Source organism: Xenorhabdus sp. SGI246 (genome assembly GCF_040838225.1).
Lineage (GTDB): Bacteria > Pseudomonadota > Gammaproteobacteria > Enterobacterales > Enterobacteriaceae > Xenorhabdus > Xenorhabdus indica.
The window spans coordinates 1-4,546 of the sequence record NZ_JBFPEZ010000045.1; the positions used below are offsets into that span (position 1 = coordinate 1).

Annotated in this window: 5 protein-coding genes and 1 pseudogene; 3 read left to right on the forward strand and 3 right to left on the reverse strand. The window is 47.1% G+C overall.

The window, feature by feature from the left end:
• From ABLA85_RS11385 to ABLA85_RS11395, 3 genes are all read right to left on the reverse strand, one after another.
• A partial coding sequence (locus ABLA85_RS11385) for a tyrosine-type recombinase/integrase (protein WP_367964187.1) occupies nucleotides 1-709 on the reverse strand: 709 nt, incomplete at its 3' end.
• Complete coding sequence (locus ABLA85_RS11390) at nucleotides 693-1,508, reverse strand: tyrosine-type recombinase/integrase (protein WP_367964189.1); 816 nt, start codon at nucleotides 1,506-1,508, stop codon at nucleotides 693-695. The genes ABLA85_RS11390 and ABLA85_RS11385, both read right to left, overlap by 17 nt.
• A 158-nt stretch (nucleotides 1,509-1,666) precedes the next feature.
• Nucleotides 1,667-2,890, reverse strand: a complete 1,224-nt coding sequence (locus ABLA85_RS11395) for a site-specific integrase (RefSeq protein ID WP_367964191.1) — start codon at nucleotides 2,888-2,890, stop codon at nucleotides 1,667-1,669.
• Nucleotides 2,891-2,996: 106 nt separating this feature from the next.
• Here ABLA85_RS11395 and ABLA85_RS11400 point away from each other — a divergent pair, with 106 nt between their 5' ends.
• The 3 genes and pseudogenes from ABLA85_RS11400 to ABLA85_RS11410 all read left to right on the forward strand — a co-directional run.
• Complete coding sequence (locus ABLA85_RS11400) at nucleotides 2,997-3,725, forward strand: reverse transcriptase domain-containing protein (protein ID WP_367964196.1); 729 nt, start codon at nucleotides 2,997-2,999, stop codon at nucleotides 3,723-3,725.
• A 165-nt stretch (nucleotides 3,726-3,890) separates the two neighbouring features.
• Nucleotides 3,891-4,226, forward strand: coding sequence for a hypothetical protein (locus ABLA85_RS11405; protein ID WP_367964193.1), 336 nt, complete (start codon nucleotides 3,891-3,893; stop codon nucleotides 4,224-4,226).
• Nucleotides 4,208-4,546, forward strand: a pseudogene (locus tag ABLA85_RS11410) (IS110 family transposase); the annotation flags it as partial. The gene ABLA85_RS11405 and the pseudogene ABLA85_RS11410, both read left to right, overlap by 19 nt.

The following is a 4,546-nucleotide window of genomic DNA, read 5'->3' on the forward strand; positions in this document are numbered from 1 at the left end:
TTCCACCGCGGGTCAGCTTGGTATGACGCTGATTTATGAACAGCGGCGAATCCAACTTTCCGTTGTGCAAAAGATTATTTTCCTGCATATATGAGCGCAAAAGCGCCACGGTGTTGCCTAAAAGGGGAACATGACGTGTTTTGTGCCCCTTTCCGGTCAGGGTTATTATTGCAGGCGGCTCCAGTCTAATGTCACGGACGCGTAAATCACAAAGCTCCTGAACCCTTGCCCCGGTATCATAGAGGACACTGAGTAGTGTCATATCCCGACACCCGGACTGAGTGCGTGGATCTGGAACCGCAAGCAAATCCTTTGTCTGTTCCGGCGTAAGATGCCGAACAATCTGCCGCTGATGCTTTTTGCCGGGAATTTGTAGAATCCGCTGACACAAATGAAGCTGCCCGGGCTCCTGTACCTGAACATAGCGAAAAAACACATGAATGGCGACCAGTCGTTGATTTCTCGTCGCAATGGAACAGTTTCGTTCATTTTCAAGCCATTCCAGAAAACCGGTTATCAGACGGTCGTCCAGTCTGTTTAAACACAGTTTTTCGGGAGGAATATTCAGGACATCTTTGCAGAACACGAGTAACAAACGAAAAGCGTCACGATAAGATAATAGGGTATGTGTACTGAGGTTTTTAACACCGGGTAAATAGCCTGTAAAGAATGCTGTCAGGTTTTTGGCAAAATCAGTCGGTTTCATCATTGCCTCCTGCGTCAGGAATAATATCACCCAAAACCCTTTCCACCTGTTCCGTGATAGTTGGAAATAAATCAGCCGTCAGATGAAGGTAGTAAGCGGTATCGCCTAATGATGCGTGTCCCAGATAGGCCTGAAGCACAGGAAGAAGCGCCCGCAAATCTTTTTTCTCCAGTACCCAGCGACGAAGACAATGAACGGCGAAAGTGTGTCTGAGGTCATGCACGCGTGGTCCTTTACCTCGCCCTCCATGAGATATACCGGCTTTCCAGAGAAATTTTCGTAGATTTTTCTCCACATTGCCTTTTGTCATCGGCTTTGAATCCCGCCCCGGGAAGAAGCAGTCTTTCGGACCGGATAATAAGTGGATGCTTTGCCGGTAAGCTTTCAGACGCTCCAGCATTTCAGGTGAGACAGGCAGCTGGCGATGTTTATCCAGCTTTGCGTTCATCACGGTAATGACACCTTCATTTAAATCAACGTCCTCAACTTTCAGCAACCGTGCTTCTGTCAGTCGTAATCCGCAGCTATAAAGCAGACGGAAGAATACTGGCATCACAAGATGACGATATGGCACACCGGAGCAATAATGGCAATGGTCAGTCTGTATGAAAATCTGCTTCAGTTCGTTATTTGAGTATATGTGCGGCATGTATCGTGGGATCCGTGGCATCATGCCTTTTGGCAGGCAGAATGCGTCCCCCCCCAGTCTCACCATATATTTTGCCAGTTCCTGAACAGGCGTAATACGCCTCTGCAAAGTGGCCGGATGCTCTCCGGGGCGCTGAACCGCCCACGCCAGCATGAGCTCCCGGGTTATCGTAACTTCACCCGGATGGCATTCCTTGCAGAAGGTATCAAAGCGCCGGAGAATGCCTGGCTGGGGATCATATTTGTACCCTAAAGCCCGCTTCTGTTGGATCAATCCAATGATGTGCGGTGCGAAAGCAGATGAATAGTCCATTATTCTACCTCCGGACTAAGCGCACATTCACAGAGCAGTTTCAGGCTGCTTTTCAGATATATTGATGTGGACCGGGTACTTTGATGACCCAGTATATCCGCGATTTCTTCGACAGGTACCTGTTGTTCCATCAACGTGGTAGCCAGCGTGTGACGAAGGGAGTGCATTCCCACTTTTTTCTCTTCAGACACAGGCAATTTTGCCACGCGCATGTGTTTAACGATCATCTGGTGCAGATGATCTTCATCAGAAAAAGGCGTTATGGGGGCAATATGTCGTAAAAATACACAGGGTGAATCACTGACAGGGCGGCCGTTCTGAAGATAATCAATGACAGCCCAGCCCACATCTTTTAACAGTGGCAGACGTATCGGCCTTTTGGTTTTGGATTGTGATAATTCCAGGTAGTTTTCAGTCCAGTTAAAATTTGAAAATGTCAGATGCTTTACATCGATACAACGCAGTCCCAGGCGTGTGACTAATAGAATGATGGCATAATCCCGCTTTCCTGAGGGGTTACCGCGATCAATCGCGGCCAGTAACCTGAGCAGATCGTCTTTTTTCCAGACAGAGGGTATTGGGGTTTGCTTACGTGCCTGCATACAGGAAAGCGAATCCGAGAAATCTGTGGCAATTCTCTTTTCGTGATAAAGAAACCGAAGAAAACACCGGAGTCCGCAGAGCACGAACTCAACCATCTTATAGCTGTAACCCATCAGTGTTTTGACAAAAGCAGTGAGATCCTCTGCTGTCAGATTTTCAGGGCTCAGGTTGTGCGATTCGGTGAAAGAGACAAAGTTTTCAGCTGTTCTGCCGTAACCTTTAGTCGTAGAAACCGCGTAGCCGCAATTTTTGCAGTGTTGCCCGAACTGGCTCAACAGTGCGGTATTTTCAGGGCTATTTATTCTGGAAAGGCTACGATGATACCGGCGCAGTACAGTGCCATGTTGCTGGAAGTCACCCATCATTCGTACAATCCGAAACAGATAGAGATTACTTTGTGTCAGTAATCCGGCTTTTTCTTTGGCAAAAAAGTCGCATTTCTTGTCTACATATTGCATCGCGGTGAGTTCGGAGAAAGCACGCACATCATGAGCGTCAAAATACGCAATGATCCTTTTCCAGTGTTCGCGATAGTAATTGAGGGTAGCCTCCTTATATCCCATACGAATGAGTTCCTGCTCAAGCAGGCGGACAAGCACTCTGATTGGTAATTTTTTCATGTTCAAATCTCCAGATAAAATATGATTTTTGGGAGCACCACCTAATCATTCTGGTCAGATTTGAATATGTCTCAATTTATTATGCTTACTCTTTGTGGTGTATGGCCTGATCCCATGCCCCCAATCTGGCATACTGCGCATTTATCTTTACTGTGCATTAGGTTCAATCCTGTCGCCGATACTGGCCAATATCTACCTGCATCATGTCATAGATGAATGGTTTAATGAAATCAGCCACTCTCATATTCACGGACGGGCAGAGATGGTGAGGTATGCCGATGATATGGTATTCACTTTCCAGTATCCCAGCGAAGCCAAACGTTTCTATAAGGTGTTACCTAAGAGACTGAGCAAATTTGGTCTTGAGCTGCACCGTGACAAATCGCAGTTAATCCCTGCGGGTCACATAGCAGCAATGAGAGCCAGTCAGTCTGGAAAACGCCTGCCGACGTTTCACTTTCTGGGGTTTACCTGTTATTGGGGGAAAACGCGAAAAGGCTTCTGGCGGCTGAAGTTAACCAGCCGAAAAGACCGTTTTGCAGCCAAATTGAAGGGACTCAGGGACTTCCTTTGGAAGAATCTGAATACGACTGACAAAAGGCTTATCCTGAATACCGTCATCAGAGTGATCAGAGGCTGGATAAATTACCACGGTATCTCTGATAACCAGAGACGAGTCGGGCAGTTTATCTACCAAAGTACGCGAATAATCTACCGATGGTTCAACCGTCAAGGGGGACGCCGGCGGCTGACGTGGAAGAAACTGAATCTGATCCTGAAAATGCTGGGTTATCCGTCTCGATGGAAAACACATTCAATGTTCAATTCTTGCTGAATATGTGTGGGGGCACGGATCTGTCGGGAGCCGGATGCGGTAGTTCCGCACGTCCGGTTCTGCGAAGGGGGCTGTCTGGGTGACCGGACAGCTCTACTCATCCCTCCCCAAATCGGCTTCAGTGAGCCATGCTGAATACATCAGCAAAATATGAAGAGGTGTCCCATGGAACAAATTATCGGAATTGATCTGGCAAAGCGAGTTTTTCAGTTAAATATCGTGTCTTCTTCAGGGAAACCGATTCAGAACAAAATGGTATCCCGCGAAAAACTCACGGCTTTCATTGCCCAACAACCGCCATCAAGGATAGTGATGGAAGCCTGTGGCAGTGCCAATGACTGGAGCCGTCAATTCAAGCAGTTTGGGCATGAAGTCAAACAAATCAGTCCTCAATATGTCACGCCTTTCAGGATGGGCAGCAAGAATGACAAGAATGAGCGATTGCCATTGTGGAAGCCGACAGTCGTCCGGGCATGCGATAGGTGCCGGAAAAAACGATAGAACAACAGGATATTCAATCTCTGCACAGAGTTCGTCAGCGTCTAATGAAAAACCGAACAGCATTGATTAACCAGATACGCGGATTAGGGCTGGAATATGGTATTGCCATGCCGGAAAGCTCTCACAAGGTAGCGTATTGTTTACCGGCACATCTGGAAAATGCGGAGAATGAGTTGACAACATTGAGCCGTCAATTATTTCAGGAATTGTTATTTGAACTGAAAGACTTTCAGCATCGCCTGGAAGAGCTGGATAAGCGCCTTGATCATCTGAATGCTCAACATGAGGATATCTATATGTGTATTAGTCACAATTTGATC